This is a genomic window from Anaeromassilibacillus sp. SJQ-5, assembly GCF_054108045.1.
Genome location: NZ_JBPJWQ010000001.1, coordinates 2,896,950 through 2,918,010, shown reverse-complemented (window position 1 = coordinate 2,918,010; position 21,061 = coordinate 2,896,950). Strand labels below are relative to the sequence as shown.

Sequence of the window (21,061 nt, the reverse complement as noted above, 5' to 3'; positions counted from 1 at the left end):
AGGGCGTACATCCCTTATATATGCGGCCCTGTCCCCCGCCATGCCATGGAATCGCTTTCCCGTGGAAAATTTTTCATGGCGCGGCGGGTATTTTCCTCCCGGGCGGCGCAGACTAAGGAGGGGCCGCGCCGGCAGGCGCATTTGCATGATTCACCGCCCGAACGTGCATTTGCACGATTCGCTGTCCGAATGTACATTTGTACATTCGGACGGAAATTTTGACTTCGCCGGCATACCCGGCCCGGTTCTCTTGTTTTTCCGGCCGGTTTTGCTATAGTGGAGGTACAGAGTCGCGGCAGGGGAGAGCCCCGCCCGACAGGCTCCGCGCTAGGCCGCGCGCCTGCATTCCATATTGAGGAGGATCCCCGATGAATGTTTACGGCATTGAGGTCGCGATAAAAAATACCCCTGTGTTGGACAAGGGGTTTATCCCCATGGCCGCCTTCACCTCCGCCTTTGAGGCCTCCGCCAAAAACGGCAAAGACATCGCCGTGGCCGTGGAGCGCAACCAGGGCCAGGTGGCTGTGCGCCGTCTGAAGATTCACGGCACCCCCGCCATGGATAAGGCGGACAAGGTGTATGTGGAACGCACCGTGAAAATGCTGCTGTGGGCTTACGGCGGCTGGAAAGTGGTGGTCTGCGGCGACGAGGCCCTGGGCCGTTATATCGCCGAAGCCTACGCCCCCGGCGGCGCCCGCGCGTTCGACGCGGACTTCATGGGCCGCGTGTATGAGCGGGACTTCACCGTGGAAATCCGCCCCCTGTCCGAAACGCCGGAGGCCTATTCCGCCTCCGCGCCGGTGGGCCGGAATTTGGACGGCTGCCGCATCGGCTTCGACGCCGGTGGAAGCGACCGCAAGGTCTCCGCGGTGGTGGACGGCGTGCCCGTCTATTCCGAAGAGGTGGTCTGGTATCCCAAGACCAACAGCGACCCCGCCTATCATTATGAAGGGATCCTTTCCGCTTTCAAATCCGCCGCTTCCAAAATGCCCCGGGTGGACGCCATCGGCGTGTCCTCCGCTGGCATCTATGTCGATAACCGCGCCATGGTGGCCTCCCTGTTCCTGCAGGTGCCCCGGGACGAGTTTGATAAACAGGTGAAAGACATCTATATCCGCGCCGCCAAGGAACTGGGCGACGTGCCCCTGGAAGTGGCCAATGACGGCGACGTCACCGCCCTGGCCGGGGCCATGTCCCTGGAGGAAAACCGCATCCTCGGCATCGCCATGGGCACCTCCGAGGCCGCCGGCTACGTCGACGGCGACGGCAACATCACCGGCTGGCTCAACGAACTGGCCTTCGCCCCCGTGGATCTCCAGGAGGACGCCATGGAGGACGAGTGGTCGGGCGACATCGGCTGCGGCGTGAAGTATTTCTCGCAGGACAGCGTGATTAAGCTGGCCCCCCGCGCCGGCATCCAGCTCGACGCCTCTCTGTCTCCGGCAGAGAAGCTCAAGGTGGTGCAGGGCGAGATGAACAAGGGCAGCGAGACCGCCCGGGACATCTATCGCTCCATCGGCGTCTATCTGGGCCACACCCTGGCCTATTACGCCAACTTCTATGATATTTCCCACGTGCTGCTGCTCGGCCGCGTCATGTCCGGCGAAGGCGGCGACATCGTGATTGCCGAGGCCCGCCGGGTGCTGGATGAGGAATATCCCGCCGCGGCCTCCATGGAGCTGCATCTCCCCGATGAGAAGATCCGCCGTGTCGGCCAGTCGGTGGCGGCTGCCAGTCTCCCCAAAACCCGCTAGTATCGAGCCTCCCACAAGGCCATACTTTTTTCCCACACAGCAAAAGGCCCCGCCGTCAAGGCGGGGCCTTTTGCTGTGTATTGGGCCTCCTTCGGGGATGGCCTTTCGTACGTTCCCCCTATCGCCCCCGGTTCAGCGCTTGGCGCCGCACCGGGGGCGCGGTCTATTCCGCCGTTTTCGCTGTCCGTTTCGCCTCCCCCTCACCTTAAGCGCTGAATAAATCGCGCCTGGCGGCTCGGCGGCGGCTCGGCGGGGAAATCTCCCCCACTTCTGCGTCAAAAGCCCTCGGAATACGATAGTATTCCTGCGGTTTTTCCTTGCAGTGGGGAAAATTCCCTTCACCAATCCATCCACTGGATTTAATCATCACTTACCTTGGGTGCGGCTCCCTCCACGCCCGGCTTTTCCCCTCGCCTGTCTGTTTTTTCGCCGGGTATTCCTCCCGATGTGGAGCTATCCGTGTGATTTCGTGCGAAATTGACCGTTATCATGCGTTAAAAATCGCTTTTTTGCGAAAAAACCGCCGATTATTTCCGGATTTTTGCATAAAAACTGCGTGAAACAACACAATATTGCGTTTTTCTTCACTTTTCTTACACATAACCCCCTTAAAATCCTGAATTTATTTAAACAGGAGGAATATACCAGGGATTCATATGCTAATTATTCCAATAATTACTAAATTTAACAAATGTCAAGCAGGTGACATGTACCAAAAACTGGTTATAACCTGGAATAATGTAAGAATCAAGGGAATATATGGAAATTTATCTAAAAATGACGTAAAATTGTATGCGTTGGCAGATTCTGATGTAATCTGAGGAATCCGACCAATGGTTAGAAAAGAAAATGGGGGTAAAACAATGAAAAGATCATCCAAAATCAAAAGACTGCTGAGTCTGACCCTGGCCATGGCCTGCCTGTTCGCCGTTGTGGCGATTCCTCAGGTGAGCGCGGAGACTGCCGACAATCCTTTTGTCTACGTCCCCGCTCCCAACGGCGGGTATGTCCTCAGTGAGGTGGCTGCCGGCGAGGCGGCACCCCGCGCGGCCCTGCTTTCCTACTATGGGATTGATTTTTATCATGACAATCAATTTACGGGCGGCTCCCTGTCCTTTACCCTTTCCTCGGAATCCTTGGAGGTCGTGAAAAAAATCGGCATCGTGGATTTCAAGCTGCAGAAGTTCAATACGGACAACCACGTTTGGGAAGACTATATTCAGTTCGACGACTATTTTGCCACCAACACCAACCGCTTCTCCTTCACTAAAGAGGACCTCCGTGTTCTCATGCATGCCGATTATCGTCTGTGTGTTACCTTCTATGCGGAAAAGAACATCTTCAGCAAACAGCGCGTCGATAAGATCAGCAACGTTGTGACGATCGAATAATTTCTCACTGCGCCGGGCCCGCCGTTCTCCTTGGAGAACGGCGGGTCTTTTGCTTGTCTGCCCGCCGTTTATGTAGGATTGTCAAACATGTTGGACAAGGAATTCGATAGGAGAAAGCCAGGCGAGAGGTCTCATCGGTAAATCGTTGGAGCGGCGATTATGAGCAGCAAGTTGTTTTTCAAAATCAGCCAGGGAGAAGAAAGAGTGGAGAGAATAAAAGCGTTTCTGGTCTTCTCTGTGGCTGCGCTCTACCTTGCCATTATGTCTGGGAGTATAAGGGCGGATTAGTTTATGCTGGATGCCCAACTCAGCGGCAGTATTCTCAAAAAGGGTTTGGATATCCCGTTTGCTGTTGGAAAAGCGGTTGGTAAACTCAAAGCCGTTGTCGGTCTGGATGCATTCCACCTGAATACCCCGGCGGGAATACCACTTGACCAGCCTTTTGAGGAAGTCAGCGGAGGAATAGGTGGACTGCTCTGGGTAGGCGGCGAGGAATCGCAGGCGAGTGAACTCGTCAATGGCAGTATACTGGTACAGACGCAGTTCCGGATCGGTAATACAATGGCGGGGAACTACTTTCACATCCACCTGGATCCGCTGTCCGGGATAGGTCATCTGCTCATAGGGTTTGGGCTTGTATGGTTTCTTCTTCTTAGAAGCAGGGAACATCCCCAGCTTTCGCATGACCCGGAACAAACTCTCCGGACGGCGTGTATAACCCCGCTGGTGCAACCTATGCCACAGTTCCACCATACCTAGGGTAGGATTCCGGCGGCGCATATCCCGGATCAGTTTGAGTTCTGCTTCAGTATGCTGATTTGGATGGCTGTAGGGGCGTCTGGACTGACAGTCCAAAGAGCCAACGGTCCCATCCCAGCGTGCTTTCCAGAAGTAGATGTACGACCGGCTTTTGTTATACTTCCGGCTGGCACGGCTGACGCCGTATTTTTCCGCGTACTTCATCAGGGATTGCCGATATGCCATGTCCTGTGTTATACTTTTGCTCATGAAGGATATGGCTCCTTTCTCGGTAAGTTTTGTGTCGCAACTCAACTATAACCGATGTGGCCCTATCCTTCATCCTTTTTTATTCAACTGTCCAAGATGTATTGTACCTCTACACTTTTGCTTGTCTGCCCGCCGTTTAGTGGTTGTTTGCACCGGTAATGTATGGTATAATTGTGCCTGTATGAATTCCGGCGGGATGAACGGGCCGCCATACTACGATGAAAAAGGATGCCGCTATGAAAAAGACGAGTCTTTCCTCCATTTCGACGTTCCAGCTGGTCAAAGGATGCGTGCTTGCCATCATCTTTTTGATCGCCGCCTTGGCCGCCTTCATGCTGCTGCGGGAGGATACGGGGCTGAGCACTACCGCGCAGCAGTGGGTGTATCCCATTGGCATGGCCGGGCTGTTGGCCGCCCTGATCACTCTGTTCCTGGGGATTGCCACGCAGGATCCCAACAAGCCGGAGGCCGCCCGCAAAGCGTGGTTCTATCCGCTGATGGCCGGCCTGCTCGGCCTTGTCTGCATGTCCCTGGCCTACGCGTATCTCGGCATGTGGCCGGTCGGGGTGGAAACCGGCCTGATTGTGGACATGCACCATCAATACGCCCCCCTTCTGGCAGATTTGCGGGATATGCTTCTGCACGGCGGCAGCCCGCTGTATTCCTTCCATGTGGGCCTGGGAAGCAGCTATCTGCCCCTGTTTGCCTACTATCTGGCCAGCCCCTTCAACCTGCTTTTGGTGCTGTTCCCCGAGCATTTGCTGCCCGAGGCTCTGCTGGTCATCACCCTGCTGAAAAACGCCCTGACGGCAGCGCTGTTCGCCGCCTGTCTCCAATATGTTTACCGCCGCCGGGATATGAGCGTGTGCATCGTGGCGATCATGTACTCCATGATGATGTACCTGCTGGCCTATTCCTGGAACATCATGTGGCTGGATTGCGTGATGATTCTGCCGCTGGTGGTCCTGGGATTTGAGCGGATGATGCGCACGGGGAAATTCCTGACCTACGTGCTGTCCCTGGCGTACGCCCTGTACGCCAACTATTATATCGGATTCATGATTTGCCTGTTCATGGTGCTGTACTACGCGGTTTATTTCCTGCGCAAGCGCCGGGAAGCCGGCCGGCAGGCCAAATCCTTCCTTCGTTTTGTGGTCGGCTCCGCTTTGGGCGGCGGCCTGGCCATGTTCCTGCTGATCCCGGTGGCCATGGCCCTGGGGCAGACCTCGGCCGCCGGCGGCACCCTGCCGGATATCAAGGCCAATTTCGATATCTTCAATCTGTTGGGCCGGCATCTGTACGAAACATCTCCCACCATCCGGTCGGGCAACCTGCCCAATCTGTACTGCGGCCTGCTGTCCGTTGTCCTGCTGCCGGTTTTTGCTACCACCCGGTCGATTCCCTTGCGCCGCCGGGCGGCCTATCTGGGGCTGCTGGCGGTCATGGCGCTGAGCCTGGTGGTCAACCAGATGGATTTGATTTGGCATGGCCTCCACGCCCCCAACGACCTGCCCTACCGCTTCTCCTTCCTGTATTGTTTTGTGCTCCTGCTTATCGCCTTTGAAACCTTGACCCGCCTGAAGGATATCTCCTTGAAGCAGGTCGGCGGCACCTTTGTGGGGCTGCTGGCTTACCTGATGATCGAGGATCGGTTTGGCGACGAGGCGTATGGCTTCACCTCCATTTATGTCAGCCTGCTGCTGGTGGCGGTGTACGTCGGGATCCTCGCCTTCGTCTCCCGCCGCCATCTGCGTGTAAAAACGGCCGTGGCGCTGCTGCTTGTGGTGGTGACGGCGGAAATGACCTTCCAGGCTGGCGATACCTTCAAGACATTGAACGGCAACGAGTATTACACCGATCACATCGATTATGTGGATAACGACATCACCGCCGCGGGCCGTGCGGCGGTGGACAAGATGAAGCGGTACGGGGACGCCCAGTCGGACGGCGCGTTTTACCGTATGGAAAAGCTCCCCCGCCGCACCACGGTGGATCCCGCCTTGTATCATTACCGGGGTCTGAGCGTGTTTGCCTCCAGCAATTCCTATAAGACCACCAAGTTTATGGGGAGCCTAGGCTATGCCATCAACGGAGTCAACAGCTATTTGTACCACAGCTTTGTGGCGCCGGTCGATTCCCTGTTCGGCATCAAGTATCTGGCGCTGAACGTCAATCTCAGCAGCCATCCGCAGCTTAAAAAAATCGACAGCGTGCAGATAGGATCGAGCAGCTTCTATATCTATGAAAACACCATGGCGCTGCCGGTGGGCTACTTTGTCAAGGCCGGTATCCGGGATTGGTCGGCCGACGCCTGGAACCCCTTCACCTCCCAGTCCGGGCTGCTCTCCGCCATGACCGGCAATTATGCCGACCTGTATGAGTTCCAGGCGATCGAGGTGGACGAAGGCAGCGTGGATATGGCCAGCGTGGGCGGGATTTACAATTTTTCAGTCAACCCCGTGGGCGATACCGCTTCGGCCGATTTCACCGCGCCGGTCACCAAAAAGGGCCAGGGCTTTATCTATGTGGACTGCCGCGCGGCCAAGGACATCAGCGTCTCGGTGCGGAACAAGGACACGGGCGAAACTCGGGACAGCTGGACCGTTACCCCTCACGAGCCGTATATCATCGACGCCGGCACTTTGGGGACGGATTATGAGGTGTGCGTTACCGTGGGCGCCGAATCGGCGGCCACCGGCAATATTTACGTGGCCATTATGGACGATGCGGTGCTGCAGCAGGATATGCAGACTCTGTCCGCCGGCGGCATGCAGGTGTCCAGCTTCAGCGACAGTCGTATCGACGGAAAACTGACGGCGCCGGAGGACGGCGCGGTCTTCACCTCCATTCCCTATGATGCCGGCTGGACAGTCACGGTGGACGGTGTGAAGGTGGACACCTACGGCGTGGGAGAAACGGATGTGGAGGACGAGCGCGCGGGGGCCATGCTGGCCTTCGACGTGGCGCAGGGTGAACACGATATTGTGTTGTCCTTCTTCCCCCGCGGCCTCATCCCCGGCGCCCTCATCTCCCTCATCTCCCTGGCCCTGCTTGTTTTTCTGGTGTTGTATACGAGAAGAAAAGAGCGCTTGACAGTGCCGGCCCTTCCGGAGGAGCCGATCATGGAGGAGAGCGTTCAGGGAACGACGTCCCAGATCTCGGTGGAGGATCCTGCTTTAGAAGCGCATGTTCCGCTGGATCCCCAGCAAAGGGAAGAACAACCGCCGGCAGAGCCCCCCTCCAACAATCCGCCAGAGTCACCGCCTATTGCATAAACACAAACTTGCTAAAGGGCCCCGCCCGGGGCCCTTTAGCAAGTTTATTAATTTTACACAAAAATCAGAAATGAATATAATAGCGTAAATTTCGATGATTCCATACACCATATTTACGACGTTTTTGCTTGCATTTTATTGCCGGGTATGCTATACTATCAAAACGGATGAACCAAGTGCTTTAAAAGGAGTTTAACCAAGCACTTCGGGTTCAAAAAACCAGAATTTAAATCAATTATTTCGGGGTGTAGCTCAGTTTGGTAGAGCGCTTGGTTCGGGACCAAGAGGCCGTGTGTTCAAGTCACATCACTCCGACCAGATAAAAGCCGAGAAGCCGCATTGTTACACGGCTTCTCGGTCTTTTTGCTTTCTACGGGTTTGGTTGATTTTTGGCGCTGACCCATGCCGTGACCCATACGGGGATTAGTCGGCGTATTCGCTGTCCAAAATATTGGTGTTGTGAGGAAAGAGGTGCGCGGTCATGAAGTATTCCCGTCTTGTCCAGAAAAAAGAGCAGCTGGCTGGGATTTATGACCGGCTCCCTAAAGCTGCGCTTGAAAGCTTCGAGCGCAGCTTCGATGTGGAATACGCTCACAACTTCACCGCCATTGAGGGGAATACACTGACGTTGATTCAAACCAAAGCGCTGCTGGAGGACGGGATTTCCGTCGGCGGCAAGCAGCTTCGGGAAATCTACGAGGTTATCAATCATTAGAAAGCCTTTGCCTATGTCCGGGATTGTATAGCCGACAATAAGCCTATGGACGAAAGCATCACGAAAGATATCCACGCTCTGCTTATAGAAAATATACTGCTTGGAGGGTCTATCGTCAGGTTGAGGTGCGGATATCCGGGGCAGGGCATAAGCCGCCACTGCCAAGCGACATGTACAGGCAAGTCAAAGCGTTTTTCGCCGACTTGCCAAGCAAAGACTTGAAGGGTATAGAGCTGACCGCGTGGACGCATGCGGAATTTGTGAGAATCCATCTATTCGAGGGTGGAAACGGCAGAACCAGCCGTATGATCATGAACTATCAGCTGATGGCGGGTGGCTTTCTGCCTGTATCGATAGCCAAGGAAAACCGGCTGGAATATTTTGAAGCGCTGGAAACCTATGCGGTCGAGGGCAATCTGGAGCCGTTTGCTGACATGATCGCGGCACTTGAAGAACGGCGGCTGGATGAATATCTGGGTATCGGGCAAGACCGAGAATAGGCTCGACACGGGCGCACAAAGGGCTTATTTAGGCGTTCTGTGGTTTTCGGCGGGTTATTCCTCCACCCCCCCGGTGTTTCGTGGCTGCGTTTGACGGAAACCGTCGGTGCTTTCCTGCCCGAAAAAGGACTTGCTTTTTCTCTCCGCTAGAGTTAAAATGCGACACGGCGGGGATTTCCCCGGCATAAAATAAACGCCGCGGCAGGCGAGGATGCGCCAACATCCCCGCCCTGCGCAATGGTGATCTGACCACCCTGCACAACTGTAAAAACAGCACCGCGACAATGCTAGTATAGCGTATTTGTCGCGGAGAAACAAATATGCCTTTCAGCGCGTGCAAGGGTAAACGGACGGCTCAGGCCGTCCAGCCTTTGTGCGCGTTTTTCTATACGGGGAATTCCCGACCTCTTTTGAAAGGTCGGGATATTGTGAATGTCTTTAGAAGCAGGGACGCATTCGTCGGGCAGGGAGAAGCGGCGGTGTTCTGTGTCGTATGGGAGGAGTTTCTCAGCTTGGCTGAACGGCTTCGGCGGGAACTGGGTGCTCGGAAATAGTAACTCTTAATCAATATGCAGTATAGTTACTTGAACAAAGTAACCGTATATGATAATATAAAATATGTAAAATTAAGGGAAATAAGGGTGTGACGTATTGAAACCAATAAACTATTATGACGTTTTTGTTCCCGGTGGTATTCCTACGTTAACCTATAACGATAAGGTAGAATAAGTTGCGCAAATTGAAAAAGGGATAAAAAAAGAGACATAGTTTGCAGTCTTTGGTAGAATGAAGTCACGACACACCATTCTGAAAGGAGACAATAAACTATGTCCGAGAAAATTGTACAACTAAATGAGGAAGTAATCAAGGGTGAAATCAGGGAACTGGTGCGTGGGAGCGTGGAGGAGACCCTCAACGGCCTGTTGGAGGCGGAGGCGCAGAAACTGACCCAGGCGGCGCGCTACGAGCGCAGCGAGGAGCGGCAGGCCTACCGCAGCGGTCACTACCAGCGTAACTTGACCACCAGCTCCGGCGACGTGACCTTGAACGTCCCTCGTTTAAAGGGAGCAACCTTTGAAACCGCCATCATCGAGCGGTATCGCCGCCGGGAGAGCAGCGTGGAGGAAGCGCTGATTGAAATGTATCTGGCTGGAGTATCTATGCGCCGCGTGGAGGACATCACCGAGGCACTGTGGGGCAGCAAGGTGTCCCCCTCTACCATCAGCGAACTGAACAAGAAAGCCTATGTCCACATTGAAGACTGGCGCAACCGCCCCTTACAGGGCGGTAAGTACCCGTATGTGTATGTAGACGGCATCTACCTGCGCCGCAACTGGGGCGGAGAGTATGAGAATGTGGCCGTACTGGTTGCCATTGCGGTTAACGAAGACGGCTACCGCGAGGTGCTGGGCGCTGCCGAGGGTATGAAAGAGGACAAGGCTAGCTGGGTCAGCTTCTTTCAGTGGCTCAAAGGGCGGGGTCTGGAGGGCGTCCAGCTCATCGTGGGAGACAAATGCCTCGGTATGCTGGAAGCTGTGGGAGAGGTGTACCCGGACGCGAAATACCAGCGGTGTGTGGTACACTTCTACCGCAACGTGTTTTCCTGCGTCCCACGCACCAAGGGGAAGCTGGTGGCCAAGATGCTCAAAGCAATCCATGCCCAAGAGAGCAGAGCCGCCGCCCAGGCGAAGGCGCGGGACGTAGTGACCGCTCTGCGTGAAATGAAACTGCCCGAGGCGGCGAAAAAGGTAGAGGATGGGCTGGAGGAAACACTTGCTTACACTGCTTTCCCCTATGAGCACTGGACGCGCATCCGCACCAACAATGTGATTGAACGTCTTAACCGGGAGATCCGCCGTCGCACTCGCGTGGTGGGGGCTTTCCCAGACGGTAATTCTGCCCTCATGCTTGTCTGTGCCCGGCTGCGTCATGTGGCCGGCACTCAGTGGGGCAGCAAGAAGTATATGAACATGAAGCATTTAGACGGGGCGTGTGACGATGCCTCTTTTGCCGGTTGACTTCTTTCTGTTTTTGACTGCAAACTAATTTGCGCATAACTCTTGACACTACCCCTATAACCCAAGAAGTACATATAATCTTGAAAGCAAAGTAATGGCGGCACGAGAAAATATATGTAAATTGATGATTGTCACAGGTCAAACTAAAATTGGTAAAACTGTACTTGTCGAGAAAATGTATGACCGTACACAGGCTGTATGGATTGATGGCGGTTCAGTATCAAGCGAGGAAAGCTTCTGGGAAATAATAGCAGATCAACTGGATGTAACTACAGACATAAACCAAAGTGAAACTTTAGATGTGGGAGCAATGTTTGAAATAGGTTTGGAGGGTCAGATCAATTTTGTTTTTGCAAATGCAACCCCTTCTGGGAAATTAGGCTTTAGCCGAACTAAGATAAAAAGTATGAGTGAAGGTAGAACTATTAGTACCAAAACTGCTGCCATTCAATATATATCTAAAAATAAAGTGCCAATTGTCGTTGATGATTTTCATTATATTGATAGAAGCATACAAACTGCCATCGTTAGAGCACTGAAGTCTCCTATAATGCACGGATTACCTGTTATTTTCATAGCAATACCAAATAGAAAATTTGATGTAATTAAGGTAGAAAGGGAAATGACAGGCAGAATAGAAATTTTTGATATTCCAGTTTGGCGCGACGATGAACTCAAACAAATAGCAGAAGTTGGGTTTAAAAGCCTTAATGTCAGACTACCGGAAAAAGTTCAAGACTCCATGGTTAGAGAAGCAATGGGAAGTCCTCACCTTATGCAAGAATTTTGTAAAGCAATATGTCAAAAAAATAGAATAGATAAATCTGCAAAAACTACTATTATAGTATCAGAAAATATTGATCTACCTGCATTATTCTCTAATATTGCCATCAACAGTGGTCGTTCATTATTTGAAAAATTAGCACGTGGGCCTAGGCCGCGATCCGATAGAATAGAACGCACACTTAAAAGCGGAGAGATTACAGATATTTACGGTGTAATTATGGAAGCCCTCTTAAAAATGAAGCCGGGTATAGAATCTATTGCATATGATAAATTTCGTGGTTATATAAGGGATGTTATTTCATCTGATTTGCCCCAGTTCGGCGAAGTTTCACGAGTGCTCGAAAAAATAGCAGAGATATCTTATAACGATGGAGCTTCCACTCCCGTTGTGGATTGGGATAAAGACGACGCGGTTTTGACTATAACAGATCCTTTTTTTGCTTTCTACCTTAGATGGAGAGACCCTGATGACCCATACGCTGACCCATAATCGGAAATCAGCGGGTGGACTGGGTGGTACGCATCAACTAAACCCGCCAAAACCCATCCCAAGCATCACTTAACGGACCCGAAATCACGACTTTTTTCCTCCCACAGCATTTCGGGACCAAGAGGCCGTGTGTTCAAGTCACATCACTCCGACCAGAACAATACCCGGAAACCGTGTGAACATGCGGTTTCCGGGCATTTTCTTTTTGTGTTAAATCTGGCATTTCGCAGCGCTGACTGCCGTGACCCATACGGTGAATGAAGATAAACTTTTGGGTCGTGGTTTGGGACTTTCGGTTTGGCTAAGTGTGTTGTGATGCCGTGCCATCTTGGAAAGATATCGGTGATGTTTTAGAGGGAGGGAACGGGAAGATACATCTTTCTCACCCAATGTCTTATTGCAGAAAAAGACCATGTAATTTCGGGATAAATATTTTTATTGTTTGGCTGGTAAATTAAAAGGCGACGCTTGGCATAACGGTATTTCAAAGAAAGGGTGAGCCTGTTGACAAAAACACGTAAAAAAGCTATACATGAATATTTTGAGATGAAACTTAACAATTGCTTCAATACTCTAAGCGTATCTGCATTGCTTACCGAAAGAAAAATAAAAGAAAAACCTGATAATGTTCTTATATATGCGGGCGACTTTTGTTCGGAGGTAAAGAGGTTGCTTTCAGCTGCCGGTTCAGAAATGACAACAATTTTAAAGGAGCAGCATTTGGTATTGTCTGCAAAAGACAATGATATGATAAAAAGATTATGTGGCGACAAAATAACACGGGAAATAAGTTATTTAATCGAAAAAATTATTAAGCCAGCCATACAGAATGTTGATCGGTACAATAGAACAATAGAAACTGCTCTTAACGTATTGGCTGGAAATACGGTCGGTGCTTTTTTAGAGCAAATAAGTTTTCATCAATTAACAGAATCTTTACGTATGGATGATGAAGCTATTAAACAGAGTAAAAAGAATAACCGTTTAGTGTTATGTAGTACTGTATTTGCAGCTATTGCTTTGTTAATCAGTATACTTACATTTTTATATAAATAGAAAACAGACAAGCACAGTTGGCTTGTCTGTCAATAAAAAACGTTACTTTAATTTTATGGTATCTCTGAAGATTTTCTCGAGATAATCCGTGACACCGTTGGCTGCGTGGATCGTGGCGATCATTAATTCCTCCATATCCATGTTGCCGAATTCAATGTCATATCCTGCTTGGCGGATCAGTTGGGTCAAAAACACCCGCTGTGTCCGTCCGTTGCCTTCCCTGAATGGATGAAGACGATTGGTATCGCAATAGAATTCGGTGATATGCTCGACGAACGCATCGAATCCCTCATTGCGGAAGAAATTCATTTCGGCCAGCCGGTCAAAATTAGCGTTGCCTACCTGCTCAATTTCATCAGCCGGAACAAACTGTGTCCCCTTCTTTGACAGGTTGACGGTACGGATTTCACCGGCCCATTCATAAAGTTCCCCGAACAGGAATTTATGAATTGCTCGGTAATGGGCAAAGTCAAAATGGCCCTCCAGAGGCTCCTGCTCCAGAAGGCCGATATTCGCCAGCGTCAGGGCTGCCTCGACAGATGCGAGTTTGTTCCTCGTCCCGGATATCCAGCTTATTGATCAGGCACGTGGTGCCTTCATAGCAGTTGTCCGTGGAGGCTTCGATATCGTAGGGCATGTTACTGTCTTTTCGCCGTTTCCGTAACCTGACGGATGTATTCGGCTTTGGTAATTTCTTTATTGAGCAGCTTTCGGCACAGTTCCTTATGCTGGACGGTCAAGTGGAAGCCTTCCATCTCAATGGAGGCGGCTGCATTGGCGATGGCTCGGCTGGTGGACATAGATGAATTCATCGTGATCACCTCTTGCGGCCATTTTACCACGATTGCTTGCCTTAATCAAGAAAATCCGGCCTTTTTTGGTTTGCCACTGTTTCTGACCCATACGCTGACCCATAACCGGAAATCAGCGAGTGGATTGGGTGGACTACGCATCAATCAAACCTGCTGAAACTCGGCCCAAACATCACCCAGCGGACGCGAAATCACGCCTTTTCTTCCTCCACAGCATTTCGGGACCAAGAGGCCGTGTGTTCAAGTCACATCACTCCGACCACGGGTAAAGCATTGGAAACACTATGTTTTCAGTGCTTTTTCTTATGCTTAAACAAGCAAGATACAGCGTGAAGCAGTGTATTCTAGCAAAAATCCCCCGTTAGGCGGGTGGTCCTGACTTGGGATATGCTGTGAGGTATAGTGGGTATTCCTCGTTTTTCGACAGGATATTTGCCAAATAGGTTGAAATTTGCGGCATAAATGGTATACTGTCTATATATTACATATTTTTGGTAATATTGTAATCTATTTCAAGAGCGAGGAGAGGTATCTATGCATGGTTGTATCTGGAAAAGAAGCCTGGCGGTATTGCTGACAGCGGCGTTAGCCATCCAAGCGGCGCCCGTCACGTCCCTAGCGGTGGGGACGGAGCCGGAGGCGTCCGCCATCTCCGGGGAAACGGCAGCTTCCTTGGAATATCCGACGGGGGAGGACGCGCCGGAGCCGGACATTCTTGCGGAGGACGAAACCAAGCGGGAGCCCGGCGTCAAGCATTTCCGCCGGTCGGACGGCTCCTATGTGGCGGCGATTTACAGCGAGCCGGTGCATTATGAAAAGGACGGCAAGCTGCTGGACATCGACAACACGTTGGTGGAGAAGGACGGCTACTACACCAACACGGCCAACAGTCTGATGGTGCATCTGCCGAAGCAGGCATCCACCTCCCGGCCCATAACGGTGGAGCACCAGGGAAAGACCCTGCGGTTTTTCATGGAGGGACAGCAGACCGCTTCCGCCGCCCTGCAGCAGGCGGATTCCGGTGAGTCTATCTCACGCCTGAGCGCCTCCGCGTCCAAGGCGGACAAGCAGCGGGAGAAAAACGAGCGGAAGCTGCAGGCGAAAAAGCAGCACGCGGCCGTGACCTACCCGGAATCCCTGGACAGCGCGAGCCTGACCTATGACGTGAAGGGCAGCTCGCTCAAGGAAAGCCTTATTCTGAAAAAGCTGACCGGGCGCAAAAGCTACTCCTTCAAAATCGAAGCGGAGGGGCTGCGCGCCGAGGTACAGGCGGACAGCTCCGTCCATTTTTACGCGGAGGGGACGGAGGAGCCGGCCTTTATCATCGCCTCCCCCTACATGTTCGACGCGGCCGGGGAGTACAGCAGCGCGGTGGCCGTCGAGGTCAAGAAAACGGGCAACCACTACCGCTACACCCTCACGCCGGACAGGGCCTGGCTGGAGGACAGCGCGCGGGTTTGGCCGGTGACCGTAGATCCGACGATACAGACACCGCAGGAAGTATCAAAGATACAGGATGCCCGCGTATATTCCCGGTACCCTACTGTAAACTATTCCCAAGCGCATATACTGAATGCCGGTTCCGTAAGGGTAACGGCAAACGGCAAAACCACCACAGAAGAGTTCCGAGCGTATATCAAGCTTCCCAAGGCTGAAGGCATCGCCTCTTCCAGTCGAATTATCGAAGCGAAAATGAACCTGATTTATTATCAGGAGTCGGACGCCGCCAGAACCGTTTCCAACAATGTTCTCAACTTGTACAGGGTCACGGCGCCATGGGATCAAACGAAAATCACCTGGGGCACACAGCCCGCTTGCGATTGGAGCCGTGTTATCGATTATGTGGTGGCAGACAAATCGAAGCTGTCCGGCAATGCGCGGTACGACACCTTCGACATAACCGCGCTGGCACAGGATTGGTATCAAAACGGGAACGATAACGGCGTGGTAATCAGAGCCAACACGCTGGACAACACCAAACCAAACTGTGCCGAGTATTATTCCGCCAATGTCAGCACACAATATCAGCCTGCCCGCCCTTATGCGTTCATCGCCTACCGCGACACCAAGGGCGTGGAAGATTATTGGACGTACACGTCCCTGCCGGCGGGGCGGGGCACGGTGGCGGTGAACAATTTTAACGGCAATCTGATCGCGACCGAGGACGACATCGGCAACGACGGCGCCCGCATGCCGGTGACCATTTCCCACATATACAATGCCAGCGGCTCCAACATCGGCTATTGCGGAACCAATTGGCGCACCAATTTTAACATGTCTATCGAAAAGACAACGGGCGAGGTGCTTGCGAGGGGTTACAAATACTATCTCCTCGACGCCGACGGAACCGAGCATTATTTCTACTTCAAGGACGCCAACGGCAACGCAACCGCCTCCGGCAAGGATGAGAACGGGCTGGGTTACACCCTGACGGACACCGGCACCGGCGACGCCAAATACGTCATCACCGACAAGGACGGCGGAAAGATGCAGTTTTGGGCCAGCGGCAAGCTGGCGACGATCCACGACACAAACGGGAACTTCATACGCGTGACCTATAACGCGGAGGATCGTATCAACACCGTCTACGACGGCGCGGGACGGAATTACTCCTTTTTTTACAACGGCCCCCGGCTGTCCCATATCAAAGATAGCCGCAACCGGCAGACCACTTATAACTGCGACGGGAACAACCTCATTAAAATCACCTATCCCGACGGCGCGGTGGTGGAGATGGCCTACAGCGGCGCGCTGCTGACGAAAATCACCAATAAGGCGGATAACACGGTCACCACCATCACCTACACAGGCAGCAACCCTAAGCGGGTGGCTTCCATCTCCTATGGCCCGGGCACGACGGTCAACACCAAGTATTCCTTCACCTACAAGCACAACGCGACCACCATCACCAGCAACACCGGGGACAACGTGACCTATCAGTTCAACAACGCCGGGCAGACGGTGGGCGTGGTGAACAACGTGACCGGGCAGGGGCAGGCGTACCAATATGGCGCGCCCGGCAACTTCAACGGCAGGGACAATAAGCTGCTGACAGTGTCGAAGACGCAGCAGAGCGTGACCAATCTGGCCATCAACCCATCCTTTAACCGGGATACCGCGAATTTTACCACCTACAAAGCGGCGGCCAACAGCAATTCCGTAACCATTGACAGCAACAAGGGCCACATTGGCAAGAAGTCCGCCAAGTTCACCCAAACGGCCTCCAATCCGGGGCAGATTTGGCTGGGACAGGACATCAAAAACCTGTCCGCCGGCTTCTACACCTTCTCCGCCTATGTGAACACGGGAGGCACCAGTGTCAGCGGCCGGGGCGTCGTGGTGGATATCGAGCCCAAAACCAGCACAGGGGCCAACGCCGGATGGACCTGCTCGGAGAGCGTCACCTCCACAGGCGTTGACGAATGGAAGCGCATTCGGGTCACCGCGCTCATTCCAGAGGGATACACCGCCCGCATTCTCATCGGCTTCATCGATAAATCCTGTATCGGCACCGTCTGGTTTGACGATCTCCAGTTCGAAAAAACGGAGAACGCCAATAGCTTCAACCTGCTGGAAAACACCAATTTTAAGAACGGGAGTACCAATTGGAGCAGTTCCGGGGGTGTGTGGAGCGGCGCGGGCGTACCACAGGGCGGGAACGCCATAAAAATGACAGGCATCCCGTTTCAAAATGTCAGCTCTAACACCATCATACCTGTAGACGGCAAAACGGGTGATGTGTACACGTTCGGCGGCTGGTCTAAAGCCGCTTCCATTGCGACGGATGGCAACGGCAAATCCAGCGGATCGGCCACGCGAAACCCCGTCTACCAATTCTATTTGTTTTTCCTGGACAGCAATAAAAACCGGTTGAATCATGCGACGGCGAAGTTCAACCCCGCGATCAACGACTGGCAGTTTGTAAGCGGCACCGCCAAGGCTTCCAAGCCGTATAGTTATATTCAATTTTTCATCAGCTACGACAATAACGCGGGTGATGTCTACATGACCGCGCCGTATGTGTACAAGGAGGAATTCGGCCAGACCTACGACTACGACAAGGACGGCAACCTGCAGAGCAGCGTGGATTTGGCCAATACGCAGGCCAGCTTTACCTATAACAATCAACAGCTGTCAAAGCTGGCCAATCCGACGGGCAGCAAGTTCCTGTATACAACCAATATTAACACGAGAAATCTGGAATACGCGCAAACGACCGATGGCCAGCGATACGAATTCTTGTACGACGAGTACGGGAATCCCAGACAGAGCATCCTGGGTTCGGACAAATTCGTCAACAGCGTATCGGCGGGGAAAGCCTACTATATCCGGAACGCCTACTCGGGCAACTCCATGGATAACTCTACCCACGAAAAGGGGGGCTTGGTCAAGAACTGGAGATGGACACCAGGCAATTCCAACCAGATGTGGAAGCTGATTGCCACCAGCGAAAGCGATGTGTACGAACTATGCCCGACGGTCAATACGGGGGTGCGGTTGGACATAAAAGATGCCTCTACGGCGAACAACGCGGTTGTACAGCTGCATACCGCCAACGGGAGTAATGCGCAGAAGTTTAAAATCCTGCGGAATTCGGACGGCACCTTCTACATACGGACCAAGGTGACCGGCTACGCTAAATCGCTGGATGGACAGCCGGGAAATTCCACCAATACGGAAAACGGCAGCCCGATGCAGCAGTATGCCAATGACACCAGCGAAGGACAGAAATGGTATTTCATCGAGGTGAATACCATCCTCTCTCAAAAGCCGTATATCCAGACCAACGCGAAGTATACGGACAGCGGGAACAAGCTGGAGTCAGTAACGGACGAGCGGGGGAAAACCACCAGCTATACGTACGGCGACACGTCCAAGCTGCTGACGCAAGCGAAGGATCCCAAGGGCAACACAACCGACTACACCTATGACAACGCGGATCGGGTGAAGAAGGTGGCCAGCGGCGTCGCGTCCAACGAGTACGAGTACGCGCAGGACCGGCTGAGCGCCATCTGGCACAACAACCGGCAGGTAAAGTATGGGTTCGGGTACGACGGGATCGGGAACCAGACCAGCGTGACGGTGGGGAACGGGAGCGCGTCGAAGACGCTGACGAGCAACAGCTACGACAACCGGAACCGGTTGACGTCGGCGCTGTACGGGAACGGGCAGCGGGTGAACTACAAATACGACAGTCTGGACAGGCCGGTCATCAAGTACTATAATAATGACGACGCCAACTCGACCGGGTATCACACGGTGTACAACGCCAACGGGCTGGTGGGGCTGCACAAGGACGTGGTGAACACCCAGCGGACACGGTACACCTACGATCTGGCCCAGCGGCTGGTGCGGGTGCGGCGCAACGTGGGGGTGCTGGAGGACAACGGTGCGTTCCTGGCGGAGCTTGCCTACACCTATGAGAACAACACCAACCGACTGAGCGCCTATACCCTGGAGCTGCTGCTGGGAAGCGGCACGAGCAAGGTGAAAACCAGCTTCACCTACGGGAACAAGAACGGCAGCCAGATGACCGACGCGGTGTATGAGGTCCGCCAGAACGGCGGGCTGCACAAGACCTACACCTACGACGGGCTGGGACGGAAAACCCAAACCATGATGTCCATGGGCGGGGCGAACAAGCCGATCCGGTACACTTATGTGGGGGTGAAGGACAACCGCACCACCACGATGCTGGAGAGCCTGGACAATTTCGGGGAGAAGCTGTCCTACACCTACGACGACAACGGGAACATCGAAACCATCCGGAAGAACGGGGTGCTGCAGGAGACCTACCACTACGACGTGCTGAACCAGCTGGTGCGGGCGGACAGCGCGGCACAGAACAAGAGCTTCGTCTATGCCTACGACGCGGGCGGGAATATCCTGTCGGTGAAGGAGTACGCCTACACCACCGGAGCGCTTGGAACAGCCGTCAAAACGGTGAATTACGGGTACACGGACGGGACGTGGAAGGATCTGCTGACAAGCTACGCCGGGCAGACCATCACCTACGACGGGATCGGCAACCCGCTGAGCTACCGGGACGGCCTGTCCATGACGTGGCGGAACGGGCGGGAGCTGGCGAGCCTGACGAAAAACGGGGTGACGGCCTCGTACCTGTACGACGAAAGCGGACTGCGCACCAAGAAAACGGTGGGCGGCGTGGTGACCAACTACCACGTCATCGACGGGCGGCTGTACGGGGAGTACACGGGCAGCCACCGCCTGCTGTACATGTTCGACGAGGCGGGGACGCGGTATTCCTTCCTGTACAACGGGAGCACCTATTACTATGTGTTCAACGGGCAGGGGGATGTTATCGGGATCACCGACGGTTATGGCAACATGCTGGCCCGGTACACCTACGACGCGTGGGGCAAGCCGCTGACCATCACCGACGGCGCGGGCAACGACGTATCCGGCAACGCCAGCCATATCGCCAATGTCAACCCCTTCCGCTACAGAGGGTATTATTACGACAAAGAATCTGGGTTGTATTATGTGGGCACCCGTTATTATGATCCGGTTATTGGGCGGTTTGTCAATGCAGATAGTGCAATGGGTGTCAATGGTGATATGGCGACATACAATTTGTTTGTCTATTGCGGAAATAATCCCGTCAATCGGTATGATGTCGGAGGAATGTTCTGGAAAGAAGTAATTAGCGGGGTGATACATGCGAGTAATAATTTTGCAGTGTCAATTGGCATTGACACTGCTGCTATAGGCGCTGCCTTTTTAAACATGTCGAAGGATAGTAGTGGCGTTTATCATGCGAGTTTTGATTGTTGGCAACAAATAGCGGGATACAATGATTTGTACGATTTCTTCTTTGATTTAGGTACAAGCTGCGTTGCTGCGAAATTTCCATTTTCTTATAATGGGCAAGACTATATCTTTTGGGCATGGAAAGGTGACTATATCAATTTGGGCGCTGGTGCGGAAATGGGTATATACTATGGTGGTGAGCCGCATTGGCTTGTGGACAAAAATTTAGCACAGCCTATGGCAATGTGGTTAAGTTACAAAGGCGAAAACATAATAACTTATACCAACGGGGGTAGCCAATGGTGGTGTACAGGCTTTAATCCGGCATATAAAAATGTAAATGCTGGTGACTTGACAGCAACTTTTTCCATACGGTTTACCGATCCGGGAATGTTTACTGCATTTCGCGGTAGGTGGAATGGCGAGCCAGGATGGAAATTTGGTATGTTGCAAGGATTTGGTATCGCCAGCTATACTTTTTAGAT

Annotated in this window: 12 protein-coding genes, 1 tRNA gene and 1 pseudogene; 11 read left to right on the top strand and 3 right to left on the bottom strand. The window is 53.0% G+C overall.

Features of this window, described 5'->3' with window-relative positions; genetic code table 11:
* Positions 1-368 precede the first annotated feature (368 nt).
* Both ACSAMM_RS12335 and ACSAMM_RS12330 read left to right on the top strand, forming a co-directional pair.
* Positions 369-1,754, top strand: a complete 1,386-nt coding sequence (locus tag ACSAMM_RS12335; RefSeq protein WP_178723858.1) for an ROK family protein — start codon at positions 369-371, stop codon at positions 1,752-1,754.
* 863 nt (positions 1,755-2,617) lie between these two features.
* Entirely contained in the window at positions 2,618-3,145 is a 528-nt protein-coding gene (locus tag ACSAMM_RS12330; RefSeq protein ID WP_457791669.1) for a hypothetical protein, read from the top strand.
* Between the two features lie 81 nt (positions 3,146-3,226).
* Here the strand turns inward: ACSAMM_RS12330 and ACSAMM_RS12325 are convergent, their stop codons facing one another.
* A complete protein-coding gene (locus tag ACSAMM_RS12325) occupies positions 3,227-4,153 on the bottom strand; it encodes a DDE-type integrase/transposase/recombinase (RefSeq protein ID WP_457790346.1) in 927 nt (308 codons plus the stop codon).
* Between the two features lie 236 nt (positions 4,154-4,389).
* On the opposite strand from ACSAMM_RS12325, the gene ACSAMM_RS12320 reads away from it, so the two are divergent.
* From ACSAMM_RS12320 to ACSAMM_RS12285, 8 genes and pseudogenes are all read left to right on the top strand, one after another.
* Entirely contained in the window at positions 4,390-7,428 is a 3,039-nt protein-coding gene (locus ACSAMM_RS12320; protein WP_457791668.1) for a YfhO family protein, read from the top strand.
* Positions 7,429-7,669: 241 nt separating this feature from the next.
* Positions 7,670-7,746 (top strand) — tRNA-Pro (locus ACSAMM_RS12315).
* Positions 7,747-7,909: 163 nt separating this feature from the next.
* Positions 7,910-8,143: a hypothetical protein gene (locus ACSAMM_RS12310; protein ID WP_457791667.1), complete on the top strand. Its 234-nt coding sequence runs from the start codon at positions 7,910-7,912 to the stop codon at positions 8,141-8,143.
* 125 nt (positions 8,144-8,268) lie between these two features.
* A pseudogene (locus ACSAMM_RS12305) lies at positions 8,269-8,409 on the top strand (Fic family protein); the annotation flags it as partial.
* 39 nt (positions 8,410-8,448) lie between these two features.
* Positions 8,449-8,643, top strand: a complete 195-nt coding sequence (locus ACSAMM_RS12300) for a hypothetical protein (protein ID WP_457792205.1) — start codon at positions 8,449-8,451, stop codon at positions 8,641-8,643.
* Between the two features lie 827 nt (positions 8,644-9,470).
* On the top strand, positions 9,471-10,661 hold the full coding sequence (locus tag ACSAMM_RS12295; RefSeq protein WP_457791267.1) for an IS256 family transposase: 1,191 nt from the start codon (positions 9,471-9,473) through the stop codon (positions 10,659-10,661).
* Positions 10,662-10,755: 94 nt separating this feature from the next.
* On the top strand, positions 10,756-11,937 hold the full coding sequence (locus tag ACSAMM_RS12290; protein ID WP_457791666.1) for a hypothetical protein: 1,182 nt from the start codon (positions 10,756-10,758) through the stop codon (positions 11,935-11,937).
* A gap of 504 nt (positions 11,938-12,441) precedes the next feature.
* Positions 12,442-12,993 (top strand): hypothetical protein, encoded by a 552-nt coding sequence (locus tag ACSAMM_RS12285; RefSeq protein WP_457791665.1) that lies wholly within the window; start codon positions 12,442-12,444, stop codon positions 12,991-12,993.
* 42 nt (positions 12,994-13,035) lie between these two features.
* Here the strand turns inward: ACSAMM_RS12285 and ACSAMM_RS12280 are convergent, their stop codons facing one another.
* The gene (locus ACSAMM_RS12280) at positions 13,036-13,431 is read right to left on the bottom strand and encodes a Fic/DOC family protein (RefSeq protein ID WP_457792189.1); all 396 of its coding nucleotides are present in this window, start codon (positions 13,429-13,431) and stop codon (positions 13,036-13,038) included.
* A 200-nt stretch (positions 13,432-13,631) separates the two neighbouring features.
* Positions 13,632-13,805, bottom strand: a complete 174-nt coding sequence (locus tag ACSAMM_RS12275) for a hypothetical protein (RefSeq protein WP_457791664.1) — start codon at positions 13,803-13,805, stop codon at positions 13,632-13,634.
* 534 nt (positions 13,806-14,339) lie between these two features.
* Here ACSAMM_RS12275 and ACSAMM_RS12270 point away from each other — a divergent pair.
* Positions 14,340-21,059 (top strand): DNRLRE domain-containing protein, encoded by a 6,720-nt coding sequence (locus ACSAMM_RS12270; protein ID WP_457791662.1) that lies wholly within the window; start codon positions 14,340-14,342, stop codon positions 21,057-21,059.
* Positions 21,060-21,061 lie beyond the last annotated feature (2 nt).

What these genes read in the sequence shown, in the direction of transcription:
- ACSAMM_RS12335 (WP_178723858.1), top strand. Translation starts at nt 369, where the DNA reads ATGAATGTTTACGGCATTGAGGTCGCGATAAAAAATACCCCTGTGTTG.
- ACSAMM_RS12330 (WP_457791669.1), top strand. Translation starts at nt 2,618, where the DNA reads ATGAAAAGATCATCCAAAATCAAAAGACTGCTGAGTCTGACCCTGGCC.
- ACSAMM_RS12325 (WP_457790346.1), bottom strand. Translation starts at nt 4,153, where the DNA reads ATGAGCAAAAGTATAACACAGGACATGGCATATCGGCAATCCCTGATG.
- ACSAMM_RS12320 (WP_457791668.1), top strand. Translation starts at nt 4,390, where the DNA reads ATGAAAAAGACGAGTCTTTCCTCCATTTCGACGTTCCAGCTGGTCAAA.
- ACSAMM_RS12310 (WP_457791667.1), top strand. Translation starts at nt 7,910, where the DNA reads ATGAAGTATTCCCGTCTTGTCCAGAAAAAAGAGCAGCTGGCTGGGATT.
- ACSAMM_RS12300 (WP_457792205.1), top strand. Translation starts at nt 8,449, where the DNA reads ATGATCATGAACTATCAGCTGATGGCGGGTGGCTTTCTGCCTGTATCG.
- ACSAMM_RS12295 (WP_457791267.1), top strand. Translation starts at nt 9,471, where the DNA reads ATGTCCGAGAAAATTGTACAACTAAATGAGGAAGTAATCAAGGGTGAA.
- ACSAMM_RS12290 (WP_457791666.1), top strand. Translation starts at nt 10,756, where the DNA reads ATGGCGGCACGAGAAAATATATGTAAATTGATGATTGTCACAGGTCAA.
- ACSAMM_RS12275 (WP_457791664.1), bottom strand. Translation starts at nt 13,805, where the DNA reads ATGAATTCATCTATGTCCACCAGCCGAGCCATCGCCAATGCAGCCGCC.
- ACSAMM_RS12270 (WP_457791662.1), top strand. Translation starts at nt 14,340, where the DNA reads ATGCATGGTTGTATCTGGAAAAGAAGCCTGGCGGTATTGCTGACAGCG.